At 53.9% G+C, this 23079-nt stretch carries 20 protein-coding genes, 1 tRNA gene and 1 pseudogene; 10 read left to right on the top strand and 12 right to left on the bottom strand.

Annotated elements, in window-relative coordinates:
• Positions 1-11: 11 nt before the first annotated feature.
• A complete protein-coding gene (locus QYC28_RS07730) occupies positions 12-149 on the top strand; it encodes a hypothetical protein (protein WP_024125599.1) in 138 nt (45 codons plus the stop codon).
• On the opposite strand, the gene QYC28_RS07725 is transcribed toward QYC28_RS07730, so the two are convergent.
• Positions 146-2908 (bottom strand): SMC family ATPase, encoded by a 2763-nt coding sequence (locus QYC28_RS07725; protein WP_302679252.1) that lies wholly within the window; start codon positions 2906-2908, stop codon positions 146-148. The two genes, QYC28_RS07730 and QYC28_RS07725, sit on opposite strands and share 4 nt — an antisense overlap.
• A 442-nt stretch (positions 2909-3350) precedes the next feature.
• Between QYC28_RS07725 and QYC28_RS07720 the strand changes: the two genes are divergently transcribed.
• Positions 3351-3710, top strand: coding sequence for a hypothetical protein (locus QYC28_RS07720; protein WP_302679251.1), 360 nt, complete (start codon positions 3351-3353; stop codon positions 3708-3710).
• An 11-nt stretch (positions 3711-3721) separates the two neighbouring features.
• On the opposite strand, the gene menD is transcribed toward QYC28_RS07720, so the two are convergent.
• The 3 genes from menD to ftsH3 form a co-directional block, all read right to left on the bottom strand.
• Positions 3722-5410, bottom strand: a complete 1689-nt coding sequence (menD, locus tag QYC28_RS07715; RefSeq protein ID WP_302679250.1) for a 2-succinyl-5-enolpyruvyl-6-hydroxy-3-cyclohexene-1-carboxylic-acid synthase — start codon at positions 5408-5410, stop codon at positions 3722-3724.
• A 148-nt stretch (positions 5411-5558) separates the two neighbouring features.
• Positions 5559-5629, bottom strand: a tRNA-Gly gene (locus tag QYC28_RS07710).
• Positions 5630-5684: 55 nt separating this feature from the next.
• Positions 5685-7523, bottom strand: coding sequence for an ATP-dependent zinc metalloprotease FtsH3 (gene ftsH3, locus QYC28_RS07705; RefSeq protein ID WP_149819690.1), 1839 nt, complete (start codon positions 7521-7523; stop codon positions 5685-5687).
• A 128-nt stretch (positions 7524-7651) separates the two neighbouring features.
• Between ftsH3 and QYC28_RS07700 the strand changes: the two genes are divergently transcribed.
• The gene (locus tag QYC28_RS07700; RefSeq protein WP_286625212.1) at positions 7652-8461 is read left to right on the top strand and encodes a pentapeptide repeat-containing protein; all 810 of its coding nucleotides are present in this window, start codon (positions 7652-7654) and stop codon (positions 8459-8461) included.
• Here QYC28_RS07700 and hisB read toward each other — a convergent pair.
• The gene (hisB, locus tag QYC28_RS07695) at positions 8458-9090 is read right to left on the bottom strand and encodes an imidazoleglycerol-phosphate dehydratase HisB (RefSeq protein ID WP_286625210.1); all 633 of its coding nucleotides are present in this window, start codon (positions 9088-9090) and stop codon (positions 8458-8460) included. The two genes, QYC28_RS07700 and hisB, sit on opposite strands and share 4 nt — an antisense overlap.
• A 6-nt stretch (positions 9091-9096) precedes the next feature.
• Positions 9097-9717, bottom strand: a complete 621-nt coding sequence (locus tag QYC28_RS07690) for a hypothetical protein (protein WP_206200315.1) — start codon at positions 9715-9717, stop codon at positions 9097-9099.
• Between the two features lie 127 nt (positions 9718-9844).
• Here QYC28_RS07690 and QYC28_RS07685 point away from each other — a divergent pair, with 127 nt between their 5' ends.
• Together QYC28_RS07685 and QYC28_RS07680 are read left to right on the top strand one after the other, a co-directional pair.
• Entirely contained in the window at positions 9845-10759 is a 915-nt protein-coding gene (locus QYC28_RS07685; protein ID WP_286649479.1) for a cell division protein FtsQ/DivIB, read from the top strand.
• A gap of 49 nt (positions 10760-10808) precedes the next feature.
• Entirely contained in the window at positions 10809-11540 is a 732-nt protein-coding gene (locus QYC28_RS07680; protein WP_302679249.1) for a peptidylprolyl isomerase, read from the top strand.
• Here QYC28_RS07680 and QYC28_RS07675 read toward each other — a convergent pair.
• Both QYC28_RS07675 and QYC28_RS07670 read right to left on the bottom strand, forming a co-directional pair.
• Positions 11500-12036: a DUF2062 domain-containing protein gene (locus QYC28_RS07675; protein ID WP_286625208.1), complete on the bottom strand. Its 537-nt coding sequence runs from the start codon at positions 12034-12036 to the stop codon at positions 11500-11502. The two genes, QYC28_RS07680 and QYC28_RS07675, sit on opposite strands and share 41 nt — an antisense overlap.
• 78 nt (positions 12037-12114) lie before the next feature.
• Positions 12115-13326: an MFS transporter gene (locus QYC28_RS07670; RefSeq protein ID WP_286649477.1), complete on the bottom strand. Its 1212-nt coding sequence runs from the start codon at positions 13324-13326 to the stop codon at positions 12115-12117.
• Positions 13327-13635: 309 nt separating this feature from the next.
• Here QYC28_RS07670 and QYC28_RS07665 point away from each other — a divergent pair, with 309 nt between their 5' ends.
• Positions 13636-15039: a BCD family MFS transporter gene (locus QYC28_RS07665; RefSeq protein ID WP_149819674.1), complete on the top strand. Its 1404-nt coding sequence runs from the start codon at positions 13636-13638 to the stop codon at positions 15037-15039.
• Positions 15040-15045: 6 nt separating this feature from the next.
• On the opposite strand, the gene QYC28_RS07660 is transcribed toward QYC28_RS07665, so the two are convergent.
• Positions 15046-16296: a hypothetical protein gene (locus tag QYC28_RS07660; protein WP_149819672.1), complete on the bottom strand. Its 1251-nt coding sequence runs from the start codon at positions 16294-16296 to the stop codon at positions 15046-15048.
• A 295-nt stretch (positions 16297-16591) separates the two neighbouring features.
• Positions 16592-16996 (bottom strand): hypothetical protein, encoded by a 405-nt coding sequence (locus tag QYC28_RS07655; protein ID WP_149819669.1) that lies wholly within the window; start codon positions 16994-16996, stop codon positions 16592-16594.
• A gap of 139 nt (positions 16997-17135) precedes the next feature.
• Between QYC28_RS07655 and QYC28_RS07650 the strand changes: the two are divergent.
• The 3 genes and pseudogenes from QYC28_RS07650 (at position 17136) to cobA (ending at position 19120) form a co-directional block, all read left to right on the top strand.
• Positions 17136-17568, top strand: a pseudogene (locus tag QYC28_RS07650) (DUF29 domain-containing protein).
• 89 nt (positions 17569-17657) lie between these two features.
• A complete protein-coding gene (locus QYC28_RS07645) occupies positions 17658-18299 on the top strand; it encodes an L-threonylcarbamoyladenylate synthase (RefSeq protein ID WP_149819665.1) in 642 nt (213 codons plus the stop codon).
• 53 nt (positions 18300-18352) lie between these two features.
• The gene (gene cobA, locus QYC28_RS07640; protein WP_149819663.1) at positions 18353-19120 is read left to right on the top strand and encodes a uroporphyrinogen-III C-methyltransferase; all 768 of its coding nucleotides are present in this window, start codon (positions 18353-18355) and stop codon (positions 19118-19120) included.
• Here the strand turns inward: cobA and QYC28_RS07635 are convergent.
• Entirely contained in the window at positions 19094-20980 is a 1887-nt protein-coding gene (locus QYC28_RS07635) for a chloride channel protein (protein WP_190278020.1), read from the bottom strand. The genes cobA and QYC28_RS07635 overlap by 27 nt on opposite strands.
• 73 nt (positions 20981-21053) lie before the next feature.
• Entirely contained in the window at positions 21054-21734 is a 681-nt protein-coding gene (locus QYC28_RS07630) for an NnrU family protein (RefSeq protein ID WP_255451735.1), read from the bottom strand.
• A 175-nt stretch (positions 21735-21909) separates the two neighbouring features.
• Here QYC28_RS07630 and QYC28_RS07625 point away from each other — a divergent pair, with 175 nt between their 5' ends.
• The gene (locus tag QYC28_RS07625; RefSeq protein ID WP_226971909.1) at positions 21910-22977 is read left to right on the top strand and encodes an AI-2E family transporter; all 1068 of its coding nucleotides are present in this window, start codon (positions 21910-21912) and stop codon (positions 22975-22977) included.
• Positions 22978-23079: the final 102 nt, after the last annotated feature.

Raw genomic sequence — 23079 nt, 5'->3', positions numbered from 1 at the left:
AGTTTATTCCTATGGCCACGGATTTTAATCGCGGCATTATGAAGTTTGATGGTGCTGACAGCCCAGCGATGATCGCGATTTCTGCCGTTTTGATTCTTGGCTTTATTGCGGCACTCATTTGGTGGGCACTCCACACGGCCTACGCCTAAGGGAGCGATCGCTCCAGATGGATCGTGTGCTCGGTGAGGGCTTCAAAGGTTTCATCGTGGCTAATCACAAAAAGTTGATGAAAACTTCTGAGATTGCTCAGGCTCTCGGCCAGTTGTTGGCGGCGCACCTGATCCATATTGGTGGTCGGTTCATCAAAGAAGGCAATGTCGGTGTTGACCAGTACCCGCAGCAGGGCTAAGCGCACCGCAAGGGCAGCACACATTTGCTCGCCGCCAGAGAGGCTTTTGAAGGGTCGCCAGTAGCCGCCTTCATTCACCTGAATCTCATAGTCCGATGTCCACTGGAGCGCCACATCGGGACGGTTGAGAAGTTCGCGCAGCAGGCGATCGGCTTCGCTGGAAACGGTGTGCAAATAGGCTTCACCAACCCGGGGACCGCTCTTTTTGAAAATGTCGCGGGCCGTCTCAATCAGAGAGTGGTGTTTTTGTGCCGCTACGAGCTTTTGCAGTGTCTTTTCCTTTTCGGTGGCGACTTCATCAAGATGCTTGAGGGTGGCAAGGCAGGTTTGGTACTGCTTTTCTTTTTCAGGAATCGCACCAAGGAGCCGTTGATACTCGCGGTGTAGCTGCTCGTAGCGATCGCGCACGGCTTCCAGAGCGGCTAAATCGACCCCTTGCTCTTGGGCGTTGTACTCTGCTTGGGCTTTGGCAAGGGCAGCTTGCAATTCATGGGCGGATTGGGTGGCTGTTCGCAGGGCAGCTTCATAGCTCTCTACTTGGGCGGCCTGCTGCTGGTGTTGGAGATAGGTATCATAGCTGGGACGCAAGCTAGCTAGTTCATCCCTAAGCTGTTGCCGCTGTTCCTCAAGGGTGGCGTAATGTTGGCGTTCCTCATAAAGGGGGGTGAGGCGAGCTTGTAGGCTGGCCTGTTCGGTACCCAAACGTGCGTAGTCGGCTTCCAGTTGGGGGGCTGCTGCCTGCTGCTCCAGTAACAGTTGCCGCTGGGCATGGGGTTGACCAAGGTTAGCGCGTTCTTCCCGTAACTCGTTCAAGCGGCGTTCTAAATCAGTGAGTTCTTTGCTTAGGGGTTCTACGGTTTGCTGGCGATCGCTCAACTGCTTAAGCTCTGCTGCCAAACGGCTGCGTTCCTCCTCAAGGGCTTGGGCTTGCAAGAGGGATCGTTCTGCGGCGGCAGCACGGGCAATGTCAGTTTCTAACTGTTTTAACGTTTGGTTGAGGGCAGGAATAGCGGCAGGATCCGTGAGGGTTTGTCGCAGTGCCGTGAGTTGATCCAAAAGCCAACGGTAGTTCTCCTGCAGCTGTTGGAGTGCCGTTAGCCCCTGTTCAATGGCAGGGCGAACTAGAGCAAATTGCTGAGCGGCAGTGAGTTCGGCGATCGCTGCCGCTACAAGGGGATCCGTTTCCGTGGCTTGGGTTTGCGCTCTCTTGAGAATGGGATCGAGGGTAGCAGCAAAGGCATGGGCGGCGGTGGCGTGGCTGAGTTGGGCTTGGAGTCGCTCCCGTTCTGCCTGTTTAGCGCTCAAGGTGGCGGCTATGGGACGCTGTTGCTCTAGGGCTTGCACCTGTTGCGCAATTTCCTCAAGGCGGGCTTGCAACGTTGCCGCTTGTTGCTTGAGGTGGCGCAGTTCTTGATCCGCCTGCTGGGCTTGTTGGTAGCGCGCCTCAAGGGGGGCAATTTCGGCATCGAGGGCGTCGGCAGCAGCAATTTGGGGTTCAAGGGCAGCAAGTTGACTGGCAATGGTGGCGATCGCTTGACGTTGGCTTTCAATACTGGCCAATTGGGTAGCCAGCTTGTGTTGCTGCTGCTCTAGCTTGCGGATGTTCTGCTCAAGGGCAGCTCGTCCCCGCAGTTGCTGCTCGAGTTCTTGGTAGCGGCTCTCTTGCTGCCGATAGCGATCGTAGTCGGCTTGCAATTGCTGGCACTGGGCTTGGCTGTTGCGAGCTGCGGCCAACTGGCGCTGGCGATCGCGACAGAGTTCCTCCTGCTGATGGAGTTGGGCTTCGAGGCGCTGACAGGTTTGCGCAAGACGGTTCAGCGTTTCAACGGCAGCTTCATATTGCTGTTTTTCGGCAGCTAAGGCCTGACATTGTTGGTGTAATTCCTCGCACTGCTGGCGATCGCGCTCTAGCTCCGCTGCCAAGGCGGTTGCCTGTTGTTCATATTGCGATCGCGTGGCCAGTTCCTGTTTTTGCACCGCCAACTGCCGCTCTAGGGACACCACCTGCTCTTGGGAAAAATTGACGAGGGGAAGGGCATTGTCAAAGGCTTGGCGATAGTCACTGACTTGCAAAATCGGTTCAAAAACTTGCCGCCGCTGGGCGGGTGGCTTGAGAAAATCCGCCGTGATCATCCCTTGGGGAATGCCAATGATCTGCTCAAAGAGATCCCGAAGCGGAAAGGCACTGCGGATACCGAGGTGCTCCTGCAACCACACCTGCACATCTTCACGCAACGAAAGACCGAGGTCTCCCACTTGGGGGTCATAAATCGCGTACCCCGTTTGCGTATTGCGCCGTACCACATAGGAGCGACCATCTGCTGCCGAGATAAACTGAACTGTGGCTTCGGCGCGTTTAGCGCCCTTGCGAATAATGACCTTATTAAAGCCACTGCCATACCCCGACGTAGCATCAAAGAGCACCCAAGCAATGGCTTCAAAAAGACTGGTTTTGCCCGCACCATTCTCGCCACAGATGACATTCACACCGGGCAGAAACTCAAACGTACGATCGCGGTGGGTCTTAAAGTTTTTTAGGGTTAGTCGCTGAATTTCCACCGTCTGTCTCCAAAGGCTAGGGCAGTTGATAGAACGTTGATCAACCCATATCAAACAACAAGTGAGAGAGTTAAAGCTAGCTACCCTCGCTCAGCCAAGTGTGAAGTTCTTTAGGAATATTACTTGTCGGTAGGTGTTCTGCATTGATAAAACGATCCATACTTTTACAAAAGTTTACTTGGTCTTAAGTCTTTTTGAAAAAGTTGCCATTGGCGAGTGACTTTCCCTAGGCTGGATCTATAGTAATATCCTTGTTTTTCGGCAAGCTTGGTCTCCGCACTCGATGCTCCTAGCTCTAGGCACCCTACGCTTGGAGAAATGCCTAATTTATCTTATCAAGCGTATTTCCAGTGCCTAGGGTTAGCAATGCCTTGCACCGCTATTTTCTCCAGAGGCAGTTGAGTTGACAACTACAGCATTTCACCACGAGAGGATTTGACCTGTGGATTTATTACATAAGCAGATTCTGGTTCTGAGTAACAAAATTGATGCCCTCTACCAGATCGTTGAACAACTCAACCAAAAGGTTTCTAAGGCCCTAGAGGAGGGGCGGCTCAAGCCTCTGCCTGTAACCCCTACTGAGCAGAATCCTCTGCCCAAACCGCGTCCTTTGGTGAGTACCCCAGAGCACAAGGATATTCTGGTGGATGATGACTATAGCCAAACACGCAACCTCAGTGGCGATCGCCCCCTGAGTCCAGAGATTCAAATTCAACGGCTCACGGCACAACTCACGGCGGCCTACAACCAGATTGCTGCTCTGGAGGAACAGTTGCTCTCCCACCACATCCACAGCCACTGAGATACCACAAGTCAGATCCCAAGGTGAGCCAGCACCTGCTGTCGCCATTGGGCGTTCTGGTGGCGATCGCTCCTAAATTCCAAAAGCCGTATTTTTGGCCAAGGGGCAAGGGAAAGTTGGGTTTGCACATCCGCCCAATCCTGTAAGCAGTGATAGGGAATACCGTAGGCCGCTGCAAGATGGGCAAAATTGACCGCTTGGGGGGTGGCAAAAAAGGCCTCAAAGGGTGGATCAAACTGCCGAATCGGTAGATGCTCAAAAATACCACCGCCGTTGTTATTGATCAGCAGTACAGTGAGACACCCCTGAAACTGGGGCGTGATCAGCCAACCATTGGTATCGTGCAAGCAGGCCAGATCCCCAGTGATCAAGAGGGTCGGTTGACCGCGATGGGCAACCCCAAGGGCACTAGATAATGTGCCATCAATGCCGTTGGCGCCTCGATTAAAGTAAAAACGATGGTGGCGATCGCTCGCCCGCCAAACACCCTCAACATCGCGCACGGGCATACTACTGGCCACAAAAATCGCCGTTTGCGATGGCAACCACTGCGGCAGATGGTAAATCAGCTTAGCCTCACAGAACCAATCAATGGCCTCAAAGGTTCGCTGCAGTTGCTCATGCATTCGTTGGTCTTGGTCTTGCCAGTCCTTGAGGTAGGGGTTGGGGGGTAGGGGGTCGGGGGGGCAGTCCACCGCTTGGGGGGCGATCGCCAGCGTCTGACAGCGACCATGGAGAGGATTGTTGTTATCGCCCGTGGGGTCAAAGCACCAGATCAGCGGATCGCAGGCACTCAGCCACTCCCGCAGGGTCTTACTGGTGGGCAGCGGTCCCAGTTGAATCACTGCTTCAGGACGCAAGGATTCCCGTAGGTGGGCATTTCGCAGTAGCAGATCGTAATGGGTAATACTGTGGGGCAGCCCCCGTGCGTAGGAGAGGGCATCGGCAAGCACTGGCCACTGCAGAAACCGACTCAGGCGATCAATCGCGGCAGCTTCCGCTAGAGAATCCACCCCATGACTAGGCCCCGCAATAATTAACCCCCGCTGCATCTGCTGCCATGTTTGCCAAGGGAGAGCGGTGACAACCCGAGGTGGCACAAAGGGCTGCACCTGATCAAAGAAGTTTTCAGGAAGTGCCCCATGAAAATTGGCCTCAGGGCGCAGGTCAAGGGGATCCCGCAGGGGAATATTCAAATGGACTGGCCCCGGATCTGGCCAGAGGGCAGTTTGCCAGCTATGGCAGAGGGTTTGCCGCAGGTAGGGCAGCAAAGCAAGTTCCGGCAGACTCAGTTCGCGATAGTGACGTACCGCCTGACCATAGAGATGCACCTGATCAATGGCTTGCCCCGCTTGGCAAAAGCGCAATTCGGGGGGGCGATCGGCGGTCAGCACAATTAACGGTAAATGACTTAAACTCGCTTCGATAATCGCAGGATAGAAATTGGCCGCAGCGGTTCCTGAAGTGCAGACAAGGGCAACGGGTCGTCCCTGCTGTTGGACAAAGCCAAGGGCAAAAAAAGCTGCCGAGCGTTCGTCAAGAATCGGCAGGGCCTCAAGATGGGGATGGGCAGCAGCCGCGATCGCCAATGGTCCAGAACGTGATCCCGGCGAGAGAACGACTGTCCGCAGTCCCAAGCGATAGAGGGTTTCAAAGAGGACGCTCGCCCAGAGGACATTGAGATTTTCAGTGAGAATCATTCATCAATCCAGAAGCGCTACCCTAGCCATAGGCCACCAATAGAATAGGGTGCTAAATCCAGTTTGAGCCTATTTTGAGACTTTGAAAGAGCATCCCAGAGTCTTTGCCATACGCCAAAATGCAGGTTCTTCAAGGAGTTGAGTGTTAAGCGGGCAGCGGGAATCGAACCCGCGTCTCTAGCTTGGAAGGCTAGGGTTTTACCATTAAACCATGCCCGCAGTCCCAAGGAATACTACATTAGCACGACCCTTGGGGCGATCGCAAAGGGCAAGCCTAGGGAATCGTTGCCATCTTCACATCGTTGCGATCCAAGATGCCTTGGAGTTCCTCAGCATCGATCGTTTCTTTTTCAATCAGCACTTGGGCAATTTGGTCAAGGACATGGCGGTTGTTCACCAAGACCTCTTTGGCACGGCGATAGGCTTGCTCGACGAGATTGCGCACTTCGTCATCAATGGTGGCAGCCGTTTCCTCGGAGAAGTCCCGTTCTGCCATAATGTCGCGGCCAAGGAAGACATTCCCGGTTTGCCGTCCCAAGGCCACAGGTCCTAGGCGATCGCTCATGCCAAAGCGCGTCACCATTTGCCGCGCCACCCGTGCCACCTGTTGCAGGTCGTTTGAGGCACCCGTTGTCACCTCATCTTCGCCAAAGACAATTTCTTCCGCGATGCGACCCCCCAAGGCAACAGCCATTTGGTTTTGCAGGTAGGCACGGCTATAGAGACCCGAATCCATCTGATCTTCGTTGGGGGTAAACCAAGTCAGACCACCTGCCCGCCCCCGGGGAATGATGCTCACTTTTTGGACAGGATCGTAGTCGGGCATCAGGGCACCGACAAGGGCATGACCCGCCTCATGGTAGGCGACTAACTTCTTGCGGCGATCGCTCATGACGCGGTCTTTTTTCTCAGGGCCCGCGAGGACGCGATCGATGGCATCGTTAATCTCATCCATCGAGATTTCAGTCAGGTTGCGGCGAGCTGCCAGAATGGCCGCTTCATTGAGCAAGTTCGCGAGATCCGCACCGGTAAAGCCCGGCGTCCGCCGCGCAATTTTGTCGAGATCCACGTCCTTAGCGAGGGTTTTGCCACGGGCATGGACTTTGAGAATATCGAGGCGACCCTTGTAATCAGGACGATCCACCACCACTTGACGGTCAAAACGCCCCGGACGCAACAGCGCTGCATCTAAAACATCCGGACGATTTGTCGCGGCAATAATAATGATGCCCGTATTCCCCTCAAAGCCATCCATTTCCGTCAGCAATTGGTTGAGGGTTTGCTCCCGTTCATCGTTGCCACCGCCCAGACCGGCACCGCGCTGGCGACCAACGGCATCAATCTCATCAATGAAGACAATACAAGGGGCATTGGCTTTAGCTTGTTCAAAGAGGTCGCGCACCCGTGAGGCACCCACCCCCACAAACATTTCCACAAACTCCGAACCCGAAATCGAGAAGAAGGGAACGCCCGCTTCACCAGCCACTGCCCGCGCAAGCAGGGTTTTACCCGTTCCAGGAGGCCCCACAAGGAGGACGCCCTTGGGAATTTTGGCGCCCACTTCCGTAAAGCGATCGGCGTACTTGAGGAATTCCACGACCTCGCCCAGTTCCAGCTTGGCCTGATCAATCCCAGCCACATCATTAAAGGTCACTTGGGTTTGGGGTTCCATCTGTACCCGTGCCCGCGACTTACCAAAGTTCATCGCTTGGTTGCCGGGACCTGCTTGGGCACGCCGCAGTAGGAAAAAGAGCAGTACCAAAAGACCAATGGGAACAAGCAAGCTGCTCAGGGCGCGGAACCAGAAGCCATCGTTGCTTTGGGGCAAGACAGCGATGTCCACATTGTTAGTTGTGAGAATGTCAAGGAGTTCAGGGTCATTGGGAAGATTGACGAGTACTCGCGTGCCATCTTGGGTTATAGCTTGAGCTTGGGAGCGGTCAGGGGTGATACTGACTTTGGTGATTTGCTTACTTTCGACCTGTTGGATGAACTCACTGTAGGGCCATGTCTGTTTAGTCGTGGGTTGGCGATCAAAGAAGGCAGTGGCCAAGGCCAGCACCACGATTGCAAGAAGAACGTATAAACCTGCGTTTCGCCATTGTTTATTCACCGATCGCCATCCTCCGCTAGGAAAAGTGAAAAGTCTTTACATAAGTTCATACTAACGCATTCTTTCGCAACCCTAGGTGAGCAGTCCCGTGGTTAAGATCATCAATATCCATGATAAGCCGTCAGAAAATGCTCGATTTAGACACCTGCTACCGGGTACTGGAGTTGGAGCCGGGGGCAACCCTCGAGGAAGTGAACCGAGCTTATCGGGATTTGGTGTTTATTTGGCATCCCGATCGCATCCCGAAGGACAACACACGACTAATCGAGAAGGCACAGGAGAAAATTAAGCAATTTAATGAAGCGCGAGATCAACTGCGGCAGCATATTGCCCGACACGGCAGCCAAACCTCCCAGCGGACTGCTAGCCAGCGGCAAACCTATCGTTCCTCGCCGCCACCCCCACGCTATCAATCCAATCCCTACACCTATCGCAGCTATCATGCGCCCCGTGAGCCGCAGCAAACCACGCAGCACACCTATAGTCAACACCACAACCACACCTACAGCACCTATCAACGCCAACGTACCGCAGCACCACCGCCCCCAGAACCACCGCGCACGACGCCTCCCCACAAGGATATGTCGGGGGTGAATTTACAGGGAGCCAACCTGAGTGAAAAGGACTTTGAGGGGCGCAACCTCAGCCATGCCAATCTCAGCTATGCCGATCTCAGTGATGCCTTTTTGCATCGGGTGATTCTCCACCGCGCTAACCTGCGCCACGCCAATCTCTTTCGCGCCAATTTGCTGCAAGCGGATCTCAGCTATGCGGACCTGCAAGAGGCCAATCTCATTGGTGCTGACTTGAGTGGGGCTGATCTGCGGGGTGCCGATTTACGGGGAGCAAAGATCAGCCAAGGCAATCGCCTCCTAGTGAAACTGACCGGGGCACGCCTCACGGGAGCGATTATGCCCGATGGGCACGTCCACGCCTAAGCTTGAATCACACCCTTAGAACTGGGAATTTGCTGACTGCGGCGCGGGTCAATGGCGATCGCCATGCGTAGGGCACGGGCAAAGGCTTTGAATGTCGCTTCAATAATGTGGTGGGAATTAATGCCATCCAATTGGCGAATATGCAGCGTCATGCGGCTATGGTTCACCAAAGCAACGAAAAACTCCCGCACTAGTTGCGTATCATAGGTGCCCACCCGCTGCGTGGGAATCTGCAACCCATAGCTAAGGTGGGGACGCCCCGAGAAGTCTAGGGCAACTTCCACCAAACTTTCATCAAGGGGCGCCACAAAGTGACCAAAACGATGAATCCCCCGGCGATCGCCCAAGGCTTGATCGAGTGCCATCCCCAAGGTAATGCCCACATCCTCATTGGTGTGGTGGTCGTCAATATGGGTATCGCCTGTGGCCTGCACCCGCAAATCCACAAGGCCGTGGGAGCAAAGCTGATCCAGCATGTGATCGAGAAAGGGAATCCCCGTGTGATTGTCCGCTCGACCATTGCCATCGAGAACCAGTTCAACGTGAACGCTAGTTTCTTTGGTCTGGCGATCGATCGTGGCTTGGCGCAACAGAGGGGCGTGGCCATTACTGAGGAGAGAGTCATTCATGAAGAATTACTGACGCGGTTGGGGATTGGCAGAAGTGGCTGGCGGTGGACTCGCCGCAGGCGTTCCGGAAGGAATTGCCCCCGTACGCGGAAAGGGCACATCCACAAAACCTAATTCTAGCAATTGCTGATAGGCCTTTTGTCCCAGTTCACGGGTGGGGTTTTGGCTGCGGATAATTTCCACCAAAAGGGGCACGGCAAGCTCAGGTTGGTTATTGGCGCGATAGACCAAAGCCAGTTGAAAAGTTGCTTGATCGCGCAGTTGTGCTGCTTCTAGGGCACGGCGACGGTTGCTATCGGCAGCCGCAGTATCAATCCCCAAAAAGCTAGAGTTGAGGGACTGGTAAAAGTTCGAGAGTTGGTTCATCACCGTACGGGCTTCCAGCAGCTTGCGAGCGGCGACGGCATAATTTTGGCTATTGACTGCGGCGGCAGCCTCATCCATCAAGCGCTTGCCCCCCTCAAGGGTATAGATTGAGGAGCTGGGTGGGGGTGTGGGATTCACAATCTGGACATTGGGGCTAGAAGATTGATTCTGAGCAAACACTGCCCGCGGGAGTACCCCCAGTAGTAACACCCCAAGGAGCAGCGATGATCTTGAGCAGTGAGCAAATGTATTCAGGGGCATGGTGCGAACCCTTTACTAAGATAGAGGCAGTCAAGCGGACAATCAACATCGCGTATCTTATCACCAAGTAATGACAGCCCGTGCAGGATCCTAAGTTCCAATTTTCCTCAAGACTGAGGCCGTGGCCATGGTAAATCCCACTCCTCAGGGGACAACGGCTCATGATGCCATTCGGGAACGGCGCCGCCAATTGCAAAGTAAACGCCGCTGGCGGCAACTGGCAGGGCTTTGGCGTACCAGTGTCCTCTTGACCTTAACAGGGGGACTGGTTTGGGGACTGACGCTGCCGGACTGGGTTATCCGCCGCCCGGAGCAAGTGGTGATTCGCGGCAATCAACTGCTGAAAACGGAAGCGTTGCAGGCACAATTGCCCCTTGAGTATCCGGAGTCACTGCTGCGTTTGCGGCCACAGGAGATCATTCATGCCTTAGAAACGACGCTGCCTCTGCAACGGGTGACGATCGCCCGCCAACTCTTTCCGCCGACACTGATTGTCGAAGTCCAAGAACGCAAGCCTGTCGCAGTGGCCACCTGTAATCAATGCTGGGTAATGAGTGCAACCGGGCAGCTGCAAGGGCCTGCCAGTCGCTGGTTGGTGGATGGTCTCGGATTTGTTGCCCCGCTGAGTAGCTATCAAGCTAGGGCCGTGAAGCCAATGCCCACACTCCAGTTGCAGGGGTATTTTGTACCCGTTAAGGATGCGCCGCGCCCGCAGACATTGGCCGTGGATGGCGATCGCCAGCAGCAGTGGCAGCAAATTCACCAGATTCTCCAGCAGCAGGATCTACCGATTACGGGTTTAGATTGGCGCAATGAACAGAATCTAATTGTCCAAACCCCCCTCGCGCCGGTTCACCTTGGGGTGGTGCAGTGGCATAGTCCCACATTTAAGAAACAACTCAGTGCCCTAGCCAGCCTCAAGCAGTTACCTCAGTACTTGGATCCCCGCCAAATGGTCTTTATTGACTTGGTGAACCCCGATGAACCCTTGGTGCAACTGCGGCAGCAGCCGACACAGCAACCCCTTCCCCGCAGTCATTAAGGCGCAAGGGCACGGCATAATAGAACGGTTAGCTTGGAGTGGCTGGTCAATGAAACCCCTGAAGTTCGGCACAAGATTGCCCCGATTTCTGCCACAGTTGGTGATGGTGCTCGGTGTGCTTCTGCTGGTGAGTTGCGCGTCACTCTCCTCAGTGGCTGACACCAGTTCAATTCCAGGAGCACAAAGCCCAACCCCTATGGCCAATTTACCTCGACTCAATGGCGATGCAACGATTGTACTGACAGTCAACGATCGCCCGATTACGATTCAAGTGAAGGGGGATGCTGCCCCGATTACCGCTGGCAATTTTGTGGATTTAGTACAGCGGGGGGTCTATGATGGCACGATTTTTCACCGCGTCGTCCGTGAACCCCGACCCTTTGTGGTTCAAGGGGGGGATCCCCAGAGCAAAGACCCCAGTGTGTCGCCGCAACTCTACGGCACGGGTTCATTCATTGACCCCGCGACCAATCGCCCCCGCTACATTCCCCTAGAAATTCTTGGTCAGGGCAGTGACACCCCCACCTATAGCCAAGCGGGCAAAGTCTCACCCGTTCTGAATCATACGCGCGGTGCGGTGGCCATGGCGCGATCGCAACTCCCCGATTCGGCCTCAGCCCAGTTTTATATTGCCCTTGATCAACTGGATTTTCTGGATGGCAATTATGCCGTCTTTGGCTATGTCACCGATGGTATGGACGTGGTGGACACGATCCAACAGGGCGATCGCCTGCAATCCGCTAAGGTTGTGGCCGGTTTAGAAAATTTACAGCAGCCATAGCAGAACGCCGCCGAAAGCGTTGCCGCAGGGTGGGTAACAGCCGCAAACACAGGGCGTAGGTGAGGAGTCCGGCAATCACGCCCACCCAAACACTGCCAAAAATCAGAATCGTTGCCATTTGCCCCCCCTGTTCGAGGAGCTTTTCCCAAGATTGCCACTCGCCAAAAGATAGGGCAGGCTGCCCCATCAGCCACCAGCCCACCTGAAAGTTAAACCAATACAAGGGCACATAGGTAAAGGGATTGCTCACCCAAGTGGCAAGGGCGGCCAAGGGCTTATTTCCCCGCACGAGGAGCGCTACACTGACCGCAATGAGCATCTGACCCCCAAAGAGGGGAAGCATGCCAGCAAAGACCCCTGCCCCAAGGCCACGGGCAATACTCTCAGTGCTACTGTGGGAGCGCATCAAGCGCAAATAGTGATAGCGGAGCGATCGTCGCCAAGCATGGAGCCAACGGGGCTGTCGAGAAGGCTGAGGAAAAGACAACCGCATCATAGGTGAGCTTCGAGAGGGTTCAAAGGTTGAAAAAATGGGCGAATAAAGGTCTTTGCTTAGCAGTTTGACATATTTTGCTTAGAGAGTGCTAGGGGTCGCATCCTTGGGCTTGCCCAATCCCAGCGCCAAAAAGCCAAGGGCGATCGCCATCATCACACTACTTTGCCAAGCGGGCGCCACCCCACCCCAGCGATCGAAGACCCACCCTGCCCATGCCGGTCCAGCAATCCCCGCCACACTTTGGAGCGATTGGCTAGCGCCAATAATTTTCCCCTGATCTTGATCTCGCACCCGATTGGAGATCACCCCTCGCAGGGAGGGCAACATGATGCCCACCCCAAAGGCCAAGCCCACAACACAGCTGTAGAGGAGCGGCACGCTGAAACTGCCCCCACTGGGAACAGCGGCAATCCCCAACAAGGCCAAGGCCACTAGGAGCAATCCCCCCAAGCTCAAGCGCTGCTCACCAAAGCGAGGAATCAATGAGCGAATCAAGCCCGCCTGCACAATCGTACTCACCACGCCAATAATCACAAAAATGATCCCCGCTTGGGCAGGTCCCCAACTCAATTGCCGCTTCAAGAAGAGGACGAAGATACTGGTAAAGCCAGCAAAGGCAAAGTTGAAAATAAAGAAGGCCATGAGTAAGGCTTGGAGGGTGCGTTGATTGAATAGCTCCAACCACTGTTGCTGCAAGGCAAAGCTCTTTAGGGTCAGGGGCGATCGCTGGGCTGCGGGCAATGACTCCGGCAAGATGAAGTAGGCCAACACCACATTGACCAGTGCCAAAACAGCGGCAAACCAAATCGGCAACTTGAGATCAATGGCTGCTAGACTGCCGCCAATGGCCGGCCCAAAAATGAAGCCAATGCCAAAGGCTGCCCCCGTTAAACCAAAGTTCTTAGCCCGATCTGCTGGAGCGGAGGTGTCGGCAATATAGGCCTGAGCCGTTGAAACCACGCCCCCCGTGAGGCCATCAATAATCCGCGAGACAAAGAGCAGCCAAGGCACCGTTGCCACAGCAAAGAGAATGTAGGACAGAGCCGTGCCGGCAATGCAAATCAGCAACACCGGGCGACGTCCCCAGTGATCCGAGAGGGCACCCAAAAGGGGAGCAGCAATGAATTGGGCAGCGGCAAAGGCAGAAAATAACAGCGTCAAGCTCAAGGCATCAAAGTTAAATCGCTCCACAAGGAAGGGCAAAATGGGGAAAATCAGACTCTCACCCAAACGGTCGATGACAATTGTGAGTAAAACAATGAATAATGGTGAGCGTAGGTTGATCCCCATTGATGTGATACGTCCTGATGTAATGGATGCCTGCCCTGTCGGGTTTTGACCCCCAGAAAAAGGCAGTACAATAAAAGACTACAACTTAACACAATACAGCCCTTTTCCCATCGATTGGACACAGCACAAAACATCCTACTGATGAGGTGATGCCACCCATGTCTGCTTATACGGAATCTTTGAAGCGATCGCTCTTTTTGACACTGATTGCCCTAGTTGTATCATTGACGATTTCCTTCTTGATGGCAATCTAAATTTGCCCTGAAAATCATTTATCATCTTCTATCAGTGATGTGAGTTGAGTGAGGTATGGCCACTCGTTCTGCCGCTGCACCCCCGCCGCTGCCCCTGTGGGTGATGTTTCGCCTAGGTCTGTTTCAGATGGCACTGGGCATGATGTCGATTCTGGTGTTGGGAGTACTCAACCGCATCCTGATTAAGGAACTGGCGGTGCCGGCCACATTGGTGACGCTGACGATCGCCATGCATCAATTTGTCTCACCGGTGCGCGTGTGGTTTGGCCAGCTCTCCGATGCCCATCCCATTGGCGGCTATCATCGCACGGGGTATGTCTGGGGTGGGGCTTTGGCCTTTACGTTGGTCACCTACGCGATTGTTCAAGTGATCTGGCAGGTGGGGCAGAGTTTAGATCAAGCGGGCTGGAGTCTCGTCACCCAAGGGTGGATTGGCCTATTGGGATTGCTCTTTGCCGCCTATGGCATTTGTGTCAGTAGTAGCTCGACCCCCTTTGCTGCCCTGCTCGTGGATGTCTCCGAAGAGGAAGATCGGGGCAAATTGGTGGGCATTGTCTGGTCCATGTTGACCGTGGGCATTGTTGTCGGTGCCATTCTCAGTAGTGTGCTGCTGCGGCAGTTGGAGCTAGACACCCCCATTGAACTGCTGCAACAAAGTGTGAATCGCCTCTTTTTGGTGGTTTTGACAGTGGTCTTTGCACTCGCGATCGCCAGCACCTGGGGGGTTGAGGCCAAGTATTCCCGCTACCGTGTGCGCAGTCGTGCCTGTGACAACCCGGAAAACATTACCCTTGGTCGCGCCCTGAAAATTCTCACGGCCAACTCCCAAACGTGGCGCTTTTTTCTCTTCCTTGTCCTGATGACCCTGAGTTTATTTATTCAGGAACCGATTCTGGAACCCTTTGGCGGTGAAGTTTTTGGCATGACGATCGCCGAAACCACCCGCTTGAATGCCTACTGGGGCATGGGTACCCTTGTGGGTCTAAGTTTCACCGGATTTTTGATTGTGCCCCGCCTCGGCAAGATCCGCACCACCACCTATGGCTGTTGGGGGGTGGCCTTGATGTTCTTGCTCTTGATCATCTCAGGCGTCACGCAGCAGGTGTGGCTCTTTCAGTTGCAACTCTTTCTCTTTGGCATTGCCGCTGGGGTGACAACAACGGGTGCCCTCAGTCTCATGCTGGACTTAACGGCGGCGGAAACAGCGGGGACATTTATTGGCGCTTGGGGCTTAGCGCAGGCCATTGCCCGGGGATCAGCGACTGTTGTCGGCGGAACGGCCCTTGATATTGGGCGTCAACTGTTTGGCGTGCCGATCCTCGCCTATGGCTTTGTCTTTTGTCTGCCGATGCTGGGAATGCTGGCCGCTGTCTTACTTCTGAAACGAGTGGATGTCAGTCAATTTCGCCAACAATCTCAGGTGGCGATCGCCAAGGTCTTGGCTGAGGACTTGGAATAGAGTCACCTACCAGCGGGCAAAGAAGGAAAAATCCAACTTACCAAAGTGGGTGACATGGGCGATATTAAAATACTCTAGGCAATTCACCAGCCAGCGTACCTTGCCGCGACTAAAGGACTGATAGTGGTTAAACAGGATCGCAAAGCGTTTTTCAAGGTAGGGTTTTACTTTCTTGCTGAGGAGCACAACCTTGAGCAATAAGCCAATCGTTGCCGCTGTGCCGATGGTATTGAGCAAGTCAACAAAAACCAGATGGTTAGGATTTTGGGCGCTATCCACCACTAAGTAGTTGAGGGTTTGGCTACAGGTGCGCACAATCGTAAATTCATTCAGAGGTTGTGGCTGCTGAAAGAGGGGCAGCGTTTCCAAATACTGGTAAAAGCGCTGGCGAAAGCGACCCCGCCCCACATCCGCTGTGGTGTCCGTCAAGTAGTGGAAGAAGGCATCCCGAAAGTCGCGGGTGGATTTCAGGCGTTGCAGCCGCTGTCCAAATTGACTGGCCAAGTCGCGATAGGTGTGTCGGCCATCCACCTTACCGACAAAGTGTTGAATCGAGGTTCTGACTTCCTCAGCAGAGAGCAACGTGGGATTTTTCACCAGTGGGATATTGTTATGCCCCTGAGCACGGCGAAACTCACTCGTGAGGTATTGACTCAGGTTCATTTCAAACTGCTGAGTGGCCTTTTGCTGAAAGTCTTGAATGTAGCGCAGGTCTTCGGGTGTCGTGTCATCGCCCACCAAGCAGTGGTTATAGAGATAGGGATAGCGGCGAATTAAGGTAGCAAGGGGGCGATCGCTATTTTGCTGAATCTGTGAAACGTCTTGGGCATCTTCTTGCAGAAATTGCACCATGCGCTGGAGCTTCTGAAAGGCTTCACTCTCTAAATAATCCTTCAGGAGCAGCCGCAGCTTACGCACAATCGGTGCCCGGCTCAGACCCCCCGCCGGCATCGCCACAGGCGTTTGCAGCATAGCCAGAAATTCGGGAACTGCCCCTTGGAGCAAAGGACGCGACTGCCAGCGGTTAATCAAAATGTGGCAGCAGCGGTTCATAAAGGGACGAAAATTATCTGCCACCCGTGCCCCCGTCACAATCCGATCCATCGCCTCTTGAATCTGGCGATCGGGATAGGTATAGCCCATGAGAAAAAGGGCACGAAACCGCTCAATGACTTGCTGCGGACTCTCGTGCTGCACACATTCCAGCAAGTGGTCGTAAATCAGTTGGTAGTCGTTTGCCTTTATCCAAGTATTCATGGGGAATATGCGCTCCTAAGCCACGCCGCTACCGACCGTGCTGGAATTCAGGGGCACAACTGAGAGGTTCTAACATACCTGCATCATAAAAGGCAACATATCGTTAACTGGTGATCGAAAGCACGTTTTTCCCGTGATCCTAATCACAAGAATGACTTAATTACCTTTGATCGCTGACTAGCGCAAATGCCCTACTACTTTTTGATGATAAACAACAAGACAATCAATTGACAACCGACGATAAAAATTGGTGCCAAGTTCTCTCCTCATAAAGAGTTTTTAGGCTTCAAGAGCATTAGCGCCCCTGATACCCCGAAAGCTGAGCTAGACCCTCTAGGGGATAGACCCCCTCATAGCGTTTACCGTTGATTTCCCATGTGGGGTAGGCACGGATATTGGCCTGTTTGCACAGTTCTGGCTGGCCATTGGTACCGCGCGCATCGCACTCAATATAGTTGATACTTTTGAAAGCGCTGCCAAAGAGTTCTTTTTGCTTCATGCAAGCGGGACACCAGTAGGCACCGTACATCTTGGCATTGATTTTCTTGAGGTGGTTCGCCAGCCCTTGGGGGGAAATGGTTTGACTGGTTCCCTGCGCCATGACCATATCGGGAGAGTGCAAAACAGGTAAACGGGGCACAAGGGCGATCGCCAACCCCACACCCAAGCCAAACAGGAGATAGCGCAAGGAGTTTTTCATTGAGAACCATCCACTAACCCAATCTAGTGTACTGTACTCTACATAGTGCTAGAGCTAAAGACCGCGAGTACCGTCTTGTAGTTCCGCTATTCTGAAAATTGCATCTAAGAATCATGCTGGCACGCCTTATCTAGGAACAATGAAGCAGCAGTACGATCAAGATTACAGTGCGTGGATTGCAGAAACAGTGGCATTATTGCGAGAAGGACGATGGCAAGAGTTGGATCTGCCCCATCTCATTGCTGAGGTAGAGGACTTGGGCAAAAGTGAACGGCGCGCCATCAATAGCCAGTTAACTCGTCTGTTGCTACACCTCTTAAAGTGGCAATATCAACCCCAGCACCGCTCTGATAGTGGGTTGGATGCGATCACGGATGCCCGCACTCAAATTGAGCTGACTATAGCTGATAGTCCGAGCTTGCGGGATTATCCAGCCAGCCAACTTGCCATAAGCTATGAGCGCGCTCGCCGCCAAGCAGCAGCGCAAACGGGTTTACCGCTGAGCACTTTTCCTGAAACCTGCCCTTATCCCCTTTTTGACCCAGAGTTGGCTCCCCGAAACGGACACTTAGCTCAAAACACTAGACGAGGTGCATTCGCCCGTGCTATTGCCGTTAAACTAAAACTACGTTATAGCGGCAGTGCCCTTGCGGATCTTTGAATGGCAGCGATTTTTGAGCTTCATCCGGTTAACCCCCAGCCCCGCACGATCGCCCAAATTGTTGAGGCTCTCAAGGAAGGGGCAGTCATGCTCTACCCCACGGATACCGTCTATGCCATTGGCTGCGACATGAACCACAAAGGAGCGGTGCAACGGGTACGCCAACTCAAGCAACTCTCCAACGATAAACCCGTCACTTTTTTGTGCTCTTCCCTCTCCAACATTGCCCAGTATGCCTATGTCAGCGATGCCGCTTATCGCCTCATGCGTCGCCTGATCCCAGGCCCCTACACCTTTTTGCTCCCCGCTACCAAACTGGTGCCCCGCCTTGTCCAAAATCCCAAACGCAAAACCACGGGGATTCGCGTACCTGACCACGTTGTGAGCCAAGCGCTGTTGACCGCCTTGGGGAATCCGATTATTTCCACCTCAGCACGACTGCCTGACGACGAGACGTATTACGTGAATACCGCAGATCTCTTCGATGCCTTTGACAAACGGGTGGATTTAATGATTGATACCGGCGACCCCCCCGGACAGCAAATGTCGAGTATCCTTGATCTCACCGTTGACCCCCCGCTACTGGTACGCAAGGGACAAGGGTGGGAAGCGCTACCGGCAGAACTGGTGACTGCTGAGTGAGCCACTCTAGCTTTTCGGCAGATAGAAACCGTTATACAAGGTTTGATTTAAGAATGACTTCATCGCAATTAATTGGCAAAGTATATTTAGTGGGCGCAGGCCCCGGCGATGTGGGGCTACTGACGGTGCGTGCCAAGACGCTACTGGAGTGGGCGGATGTGGTGCTCTACGATGCGCTGATTAGCCCCGCAATTCTTAACTTGATCAACCCCGAAGCGGAAAAAATTCATGTGGGCAAGCGGCGGGGCAACCATACCCTGTCCCAAGGGGAGATTTGCCGCCTGTTGATTGACTTGGCTCAGCGCCATGCGGTGATTGTGCGCCTCAAGGGGGGTGATCCCTTTGTCTTTGGCCGAGGGGGTGAAGAGTGTCTTGCCCTTGTCGAGGCTGGCATTACTGTCGAAGTGGTGCCGGGGGTCACCAGTGGGGTGGCTGCACCTGCCTATGCGCACATTCCCCTCACCCATCGGGATTTTAGTTCTTCGGTGGTTTTTGTCACGGGCCATGAGGCTGCTGGTCGCTATCAACCGCGTGTAAATTGGTCGGCTCTGGCTACGGCGGTGGATACGATTGTGATTTACATGGGACTCCACCATCTGGGGGAAATTGTGCCGCAACTCTTGGCGGGTGGGCGATCGCCCCAGACGCCCTTGGCCTTTATTGAATCAGGGACAACACCGCAGCAACGGGTGGTGGTGACAACCCTAGAGCGAGCGATCGCCACCTATGACGAGGCACAGATTCAAACGCCTGCCCTGATTGTCATTGGCGAGGTCATTCACCTGCGCTCCCAGTTAATGGGAGGTCTCCACCAGATCTGAAGCAGCGGGTTCTAGGGGCAGCGACAGCATCGCCCACTCTAAATAGGGCAAAAGCTTACGTCGCGTTTGATCCAGAGAATAGGCAAGGCGGATATTCTCTCTGGTGAGTAGGCCTAACACCCGTTGCGGGTTCTGGCGATCGACCACGGGCAACTGCCTTAAATCCCGCGCTGCCATGCGATCGAGGGCGTCCTTCAGGGGTTCATCCCCATAGGCCAGTAACAGATCTCGCGTACAGACACTCCCCACCGTTTGCGTTTGATAGGCGGTTGTTTCCTGATCTGCTTCCCAACGGGTCAGCACCCGATTAATATCCCCAAGGGTGACCAACCCCATCAAGTCCTGCTGACTATCGGTCACAAAGGCGCAGTAGGCTTTTTTTTCAATCAGTTGCAAGCCAGCTGCAACCACAGGCGTCGCTTCGCTAAGAAACAGCACCTCCGATTGCATGGCTTCCGCCACAGAAAGATTGGGGGGAATTTCCTCCTGCTCCTCCTTCTGGGTCTGAGCGCTGGGTGCCAATGCGGGCAGTTCGCCCCGTTTTTGAACACTCAAACTATTCACTAGCCAGACACTCAAGCCCACCGCTGCCATCAGAGGCAAAATAATGCGATAGTCCCGTGTCATTTCAAAGAGCAGCAAAATGGCGGTTAAGGGGGCATTGACGCTAGCGGCAAGGACGGCGGCCATTCCCACCGTTGCATAGGCGGCAGGAGCAGCAATACTGTTGGCAAACATGGGTAGCAGGATCGGCAACACCTTACCGTAGGCAGCTCCTAGGGAAGCCCCCAAAAATAGGGCTGGTGCAAAGATGCCCCCCACCAAGCCACTGCCAAGACTCACTGCCGTCAGTACCATTTTGGCTAGCAGCAATACCAACAACAAACCAAGGGAGAGGTTCACGTCCCTGAGAATTGCTTCCACCGTTTCATAGCCAATGCCCAGCACTTGCGGTAAATGCAGAGCCACAAGGCCAACACATAACCCACCCACAAGGGGACGCAGCAGTAGGGGAATGCGACCTAAAAACTGCAGGGGGGGTATCTTCCCCTGAAAAACTTGGGGGAGCGACTGGAGCAAGTGGGTATAGGCAACGGCGACACCGTAGGCCAACAGTCCCAAGCCCAAATACAAGGGCAACTCAAGGGAACTGCGCACCTCATAGGTGGGCAAATCAAAGGCGGGTTGTGACCCCAAGCCAATTTGGGTAATCAGGGCAGAAATCACAGCGGCCAAAAGCACCACACTCACAGCCGTTGTTTCAAACGTGGTGCCCAATACCACCTCTAGGGCAAAGAACACGCCAGCGATCGGGGCATTGAAGCCTGCTGCCAACCCTGCCGCTGCCCCTGCACCGAGGAGCAACTTTTGCCGTTCTCGCGAGACCTTCAGCGCTTGACCAAGGAGAATACCGATGTTGGCGCCCACTTCCACACTGGGGCCTTCTGGACCAAGGGACGCACCTGTACCAAGGGAAATCGCCGCCGCAAGGGTTTTGGCCATGGGACGAATGAAGGGAATTTCCTTGCCCGCTTCTACGGCACCCATCAATGACACCAAATTGGGACTAAACTCTTGGACAAACTGGCGGATGATCCCCACCAGCAAGCCCCCCAAGGCCGGAACACAGGCCAGTGTCCAAGCGCCCCATCGACCCATCAGCCCCATCAAGTCTTCAAGGGCCATGTGATGAATTGTCTCAATCAGGTAACGAAACAGCAGCACACTCAGCCCTGCACTGCCGCCAATGAGTACTGCCAAGACCAGTACGACGGTTTCCGGGGGCGGTTGTAATTGATTGAAAAGTCGAGTGAGGCGAGATTCAGCAGTCAGAGAAGGAGGGGAGGATGGGGAGGACACTGTTGCAAAGGGGTGAGAAAAAGTTGCTTAAAATAGCTCCATCTTCAATTATGCGGAATTTCCAATGGAGAAGCTAAAAGGGCAAAATTTGCGGCGTGACTTGATAAAAGTAAGGATGTAGCCACCACAGCAAACCGACAAAGATCGCTACTCCCCCATAGGCGGGGCGCCAAAATTCCCGCCACACGAGTTGTTGCCTACCTTCCCAAATGGCTTTGAAGGGAATGATTGAGGTGCGGGCTTTCAGAGCAGTAAACGCTTCTCCATGCCGTGCGTACCAGCGGCGATCGCCATGCCAAACCCCAAAGCAGTGATGGGCAATCAGCCCAAGGGAGGTCAGCAGTGTAAAGGACGTGCCCAACCACAGCGTATGCGCCACACACCAGATCACCTGTCCCCATAACTGCGGGTGACGGGTAATGCGAATAATGCCCGTTTCGTAGAGGTGCACTTCTGGCTTTTGTACAGCGGCAATCTCTAGCAAGTTAAATGTGGCCGGATAAAGAAAGAGAAACGAGATCGCCGATAGCCCCCACACGAGCGCCCCCATCCCCGGTACCCCTTGGAGTTGCCACAGTTGCACGCCGTCGTAGCGATGGGCCAAAAAGTAGAGAATCAAGGTTGTCGCTAAGGGCAGACTCACTAGGGCAAAAAAAATGCGATAAAGGCGGGCACCGACGCGCTTTTCTGCCCAAGGACGTAGGCTTGCCAATCCACTGTGGGCGATCGCAAACAAGAGCAATAACCCCACCATGATCCACTGCGAACTGGTTTGCCAACTGTGCTGATCCACGCCGATCTACTCCGTACGATTAAAACCCCATCCCATGATCCCAAAGGGTCAGACGCTTTGTAAAGTAATGTAACTGAGCCGCAAAACGCAGCCTATGAGCTATAGTCAAGGCGTTGAGGGCATCCGACATCAATCTATGTTCAATTGGCTCGATCGCCTCGAAAACCGCCGCCTACTGCGCCTGCTGCTGCTCTTTGCCCTTGGCTGGATTGGCGTGCAACTTTTGCACTACTTTGCCTACGTCTTACTGATCTTTCTTTTTTCGGCCATTCTGGCGTTTTTACTCAACTATCCTGTGGGCTGGCTCAAGCGTTACTTGCCCCATAGTTTGGCGGTTACCATTGTGTTTCTGGGGACATTGGCAATTCTAATCGGCTTGGGGATTACCCTTGGGTTGGCGATCATTGGCCAGTTGCAGGACTTGATCACCAATTTGCCTAGCCAAATTGATCTGTGGATTGACTCCCTTGAGAGGATGCAGCAGTTTCTGGCGCGATGGAATCTAGACATCAATTTCCAGCAACTGGAGTCAGAATTGCGCAACTTTGCCCTTGCGGGGATTCAGTTTGGCTTTGGTAAGCTCCAGTCCATCTTTGCCCTCTTCCTAAGCGGCATTATTGTTGCTGTGATTACCTTCTTTATGCTGCTGGAGGGGGAGCGGCTATGGCAGTACCTACTGAGTTTTTTGCCTGATCCGTGGCGCGATCGCGTGCCCCAAGCCTTAGAGCGGAACTTTTTGGGCTTCTTTAGTGGCCGTTTGCTTCTCTCTCTCTTCTTTGGTACTGCCACATTCCTTGTCTTGCTGGTGTTACGTGCCCCCTATGCCCTTGCCCTTGGGGCGATCGCCGGTGGCTTGGATCTCATTCCAGGGATTGGCTCAACGATGGGCATTTCCCTCATCTGCTTGATCCTGCTGCCCAAGAGTATTGCCCTGAGTGTACAAGTGCTGATTAGCTGTATTCTGCTGCAACAGGTGGAAGAAAATATCCTCATGCCCCGTGTGATGCGCAACTCCGTCAACCTAAATCCAGTGGTTTTATTTTTTTCCCTCTTGGTGGGGGCAACGGTTGCAGGCATTGTCGGTATCTTCCTTGCCATTCCCATTATGGGGACGATTGTCAGTTTGCTGGATCTCAAAGCCTTGCAGGCAAGCAGTGAGGCTGATCCGAAATCCTCGCAGGGCAAACGCATACTCAGGCAGTAGCAAGGAGATGAGCGAGGTAGTCATCGTCTGCTCTCAAACGTTTTGCCTTGACGCCGACCTTCACAAAGGTGTCCTGACGCATTCACAGTTATTGTGCTGGAT

It is taken from the genome of Thermosynechococcus sp. HY596, assembly GCF_030518715.1.
Classification (GTDB): Bacteria; Cyanobacteriota; Cyanobacteriia; order Thermosynechococcales; family Thermosynechococcaceae; genus Thermosynechococcus.
This window is presented reverse-complemented; position numbering and strand designations above follow the sequence as displayed.

Excerpts from the sequence above, each read along its gene's own strand:
- QYC28_RS07625 (WP_226971909.1), top strand. The coding sequence starts at position 21,910 with ATGTTCAATTGGCTCGATCGCCTCGAAAACCGCCGCCTACTGCGCCTG.
- QYC28_RS07690 (WP_206200315.1), bottom strand. The coding sequence starts at position 9,717 with ATGCCCCTGAATACATTTGCTCACTGCTCAAGATCATCGCTGCTCCTT.
- QYC28_RS07645 (WP_149819665.1), top strand. The coding sequence starts at position 17,658 with ATGGCAGCGATTTTTGAGCTTCATCCGGTTAACCCCCAGCCCCGCACG.
- cobA (WP_149819663.1), top strand. The coding sequence starts at position 18,353 with ATGACTTCATCGCAATTAATTGGCAAAGTATATTTAGTGGGCGCAGGC.
- menD (WP_302679250.1), bottom strand. The coding sequence starts at position 5,410 with ATGATTCTCACTGAAAATCTCAATGTCCTCTGGGCGAGCGTCCTCTTT.
- QYC28_RS07660 (WP_149819672.1), bottom strand. The coding sequence starts at position 16,296 with ATGAATACTTGGATAAAGGCAAACGACTACCAACTGATTTACGACCAC.
- QYC28_RS07685 (WP_286649479.1), top strand. The coding sequence starts at position 9,845 with ATGGTAAATCCCACTCCTCAGGGGACAACGGCTCATGATGCCATTCGG.
- QYC28_RS07665 (WP_149819674.1), top strand. The coding sequence starts at position 13,636 with ATGGCCACTCGTTCTGCCGCTGCACCCCCGCCGCTGCCCCTGTGGGTG.
- QYC28_RS07700 (WP_286625212.1), top strand. The coding sequence starts at position 7,652 with ATGCTCGATTTAGACACCTGCTACCGGGTACTGGAGTTGGAGCCGGGG.
- hisB (WP_286625210.1), bottom strand. The coding sequence starts at position 9,090 with ATGAATGACTCTCTCCTCAGTAATGGCCACGCCCCTCTGTTGCGCCAA.
- QYC28_RS07680 (WP_302679249.1), top strand. The coding sequence starts at position 10,809 with ATGAAACCCCTGAAGTTCGGCACAAGATTGCCCCGATTTCTGCCACAG.
- QYC28_RS07730 (WP_024125599.1), top strand. The coding sequence starts at position 12 with ATGGCCACGGATTTTAATCGCGGCATTATGAAGTTTGATGGTGCTGAC.
- QYC28_RS07630 (WP_255451735.1), bottom strand. The coding sequence starts at position 21,734 with ATGGTGGGGTTATTGCTCTTGTTTGCGATCGCCCACAGTGGATTGGCA.
- QYC28_RS07655 (WP_149819669.1), bottom strand. The coding sequence starts at position 16,996 with ATGAAAAACTCCTTGCGCTATCTCCTGTTTGGCTTGGGTGTGGGGTTG.
- QYC28_RS07675 (WP_286625208.1), bottom strand. The coding sequence starts at position 12,036 with ATGATGCGGTTGTCTTTTCCTCAGCCTTCTCGACAGCCCCGTTGGCTC.
- QYC28_RS07670 (WP_286649477.1), bottom strand. The coding sequence starts at position 13,326 with ATGGGGATCAACCTACGCTCACCATTATTCATTGTTTTACTCACAATT.